This window comes from Candidatus Symbiopectobacterium sp. (assembly GCF_020054415.1).
Taxonomy (GTDB): domain Bacteria; phylum Pseudomonadota; class Gammaproteobacteria; order Enterobacterales; family Enterobacteriaceae; genus Symbiopectobacterium.
This window is the reverse complement of sequence record NZ_JAHWCO010000492.1, coordinates 1-2727: the sequence shown is the minus strand read 5'-3', so window position 1 is coordinate 2727 and position 2727 is coordinate 1. Positions and strand designations below refer to the sequence as shown.

General features: G+C 50.3%; 4 protein-coding genes and 1 pseudogene. All 5 read right to left on the bottom strand.

Annotated elements, in window-relative coordinates:
- On the bottom strand, positions 1-85 hold an 85-nt coding region (locus tag QZ506_RS14400), incomplete at its 3' end, for an IS1 family transposase (protein ID WP_367273008.1).
- Between the two features lie 145 nt (positions 86-230).
- A complete protein-coding gene (gene yciA / locus QZ506_RS14395) occupies positions 231-671 on the bottom strand; it encodes an acyl-CoA thioester hydrolase YciA (RefSeq protein ID WP_291971950.1) in 441 nt (146 codons plus the stop codon).
- 27 nt (positions 672-698) lie between these two features.
- Positions 699-1253, bottom strand: a complete 555-nt coding sequence (locus tag QZ506_RS14390) for a septation protein A (RefSeq protein ID WP_291971948.1) — start codon at positions 1251-1253, stop codon at positions 699-701.
- A 182-nt stretch (positions 1254-1435) separates the two neighbouring features.
- Positions 1436-2188 carry a YciC family protein gene (locus QZ506_RS14385; RefSeq protein WP_291971946.1) on the bottom strand — a complete coding sequence of 251 codons (753 nt, stop codon included), beginning with the start codon at positions 2186-2188 and terminating at the stop codon, positions 1436-1438.
- 136 nt (positions 2189-2324) lie between these two features.
- Positions 2325-2585, bottom strand: a pseudogene (locus QZ506_RS14380) (YkgJ family cysteine cluster protein); the annotation flags it as partial.
- Positions 2586-2727 lie beyond the last annotated feature (142 nt).

Genomic DNA, 2727 nt, shown 5'->3' with positions numbered 1-2727 from the left:
GCTGATGGCCACTTTTTCCATAACCGTGTTTTTTCACAGGAGATGTCTGTTCACAAAACGGGCATCTTACATCAACTTTAGCCACTGTATTCCACATCCAAAACCGGATATTTCACACTGCAATCAACATATTGAATACACGACCGAATAAATCCTCCGCTGCACATCAATAAAAAAAGAACCGCAATTGCGGTTCTTTTTTGTCCAAGGCCCGTGACGTTAATGGGCGGTCAGGGGTGTTCCTGGGCCGGGTCGGGGGCGGTAAAGTGGCTTTTCCCGGCCGGTAATTCGCAGGGGTGACCCGTTTCATCCACTGCAACGTAGGTGAAAAGCGCCTGAGTTGCGCGGTAACGTTGCCCGATGGGGGCAGTAGAAACCTTCTTCACCCACACTTCCACATTGATATCCAATGAACTGCGCCCGGTGCGCAGACAGCGTGCATAGCAGCAAACCACATCACCGACGGCGACAGGTTTGAGGAAGCTCATGCCGTCAACGCGCACCGTGACAACGCGCCCTTCGGCAATCTCTTTCGCCATGATGGCACCGCCAATGTCCATTTGCGACATTAGCCAACCACCAAAGATATCGCCATTGGCATTAGTATCAGCGGGCATAGCCAGCGTACGCAGAACAAGCTCACCGTGAGGTGCAGTTTGAGTAGTACTCATCGTCGTCTCAGGTTAACGTTTAAAGGATTACTGTTTGCTTTCGTTATTATTCTGCTCAGGCGGCAGATGGCGATAGATGTAAACGCCACAGGCCAGTGTAAACAACAAGGTGAGCCCTGTCAGCCCGAATACCTTGAAGTTCATCCACAGACCTTCTGACAACCAGAACGCAACATAGATATTGAGCAGTCCGCAGGCAATGAAGAACAGCGCCCAGGCGCTATTCAGCTTACGCCAAACCGGTTGCGGCAGCGTAATCTCTTTGCCCAACATGCTCTGAATCAGCGAGTTGTTGAAAAACCACTGACCGATCAGTAACGCACCGGCAAACAACGCATAAATGATCGTCACTTTCCATTTGATGAATTCGGGGTTATGAAAATAGATAGTCAGCCCGCCGAACACCGCCACCAACACCACGGTGACCAGCATGGTTTTTTCTACCTTGCGGAATTTGTACCAGCTGTAGAGGAGCGCAGCGAGTGTGGCAGCGATCAGCGCACCGGTTGCACAAAAGATATCGTGCAATTTGTATACGACGAAAAAAATAACTAAAGGCAAGAAATCAATAAGTTGCTTCATTATATCGACCTATTACAACGCGAGGTGCCAAAGATTAACTACATTCACCCGTAGGCGAGCGTCTGCTGCTGATTGTCATTATCCTTGATTGCGCCATCCGCTTCCTGTTTTATCGTAAGAATTTGCAGAACATTACTTTTCTGTTAATCAAACATGCCGCCCGCAGACGGCATGTTTGCGCATTATTGACGTAGCAACATATACAGACGGAAAAGATAGATCAAAAAGATGGCAGAGATCAGGTTGCTTACCCCGTTCATCAGAATTGCCATGGTGGTCGGCGATGCCAGCGGCAAACGCGCAACCAGCATCAGTAGGGCAACTTTAGCCAATAACCAAAAAAGTACGGCGGGGGCAACCAGCTTCAGATTGCTATAAGCGAGCTTTGCGCTGAGGCGGATGGAGGCGAAAACGACTTTATTCTCAACCGCTGCGATCACCGGTGACACACTCACTGCTATGGCCAGCAACACCCCCGGCACAATTAACAGCAGCATGCCCAGTTGCACCAAAATGGTACACACCAGAATCAAAAAGAACAGCCGTGGCAGCAACGGAGCGGAACCACCAATCGCGCGCAGCGCACTGGTGGGTTGTCCGGCAGAAACCTGCCTTACCAGCGTCAGCACACCGCCAGTCAGCAAGGCATTGCCGACCAGTGCTGCAAAGGTGCTGGCAGCGGAAACTTTGAGCAGCACCATCTGCTGCTCGGGCGTCATTTGTTGAATCAGGTCATGCAACCCTAACTGACCGGTGCTGGAGAGATCGCCGCTGACATTACTCAATAGCTGTAACTGTTCAGGTGCCGGTATCAATACTTGATTTAACATGACAGTAATGACCGCCGTGAGCAATGACAGCAACAACAGGCCGATAAGTTGGTTACGCGTAAAATTCATAGTGTCACGGTAGAGGGTACCGGCCGTGATAGACATGAAGGCTCCTTGGCTATTCAACAGTGAAAACGACGCGTCACCGCGCCCAATAATCCACATTGTAACCTGTTACCTCAAAAGGTTGCACCTTGCTGCACGTCTGAAAAGGGTATTCGCTGCAATTTTATTCGGCAGGTTACAGCGGGGGCAAGCCATAGCGGGCTCTGGCACGATTGCAGGCATCATTTTCCTCCCCGTTCTCTCCGGAGCGTAAAAACTCACGGCATGGAGAGGGGCGCTGTGAATAGATGTTGCAACTGACTGCCTGACCGATCTCACCTTCCAGCGCAGCACAGCGACAGTGAGCCTTGCTGTTGGTACCCTGCATGCAACTAATAAATGGAGTAATGGGTTCTGTCAGACCTGCCGGTGTCAGTCCGCCCCCGTCATCAGCTTCTACCGGCTTTGTTGAATAAATAGAACTTTTGGGTAATCATCGGAGCAGATCACCACAGTTGTTTCAAAATCAGGTCTCCATGGCAAAACAAAATTTTAAAATCACCAACTGGCCCTCTTATAACAAGGCCCTCAAGCAGCGC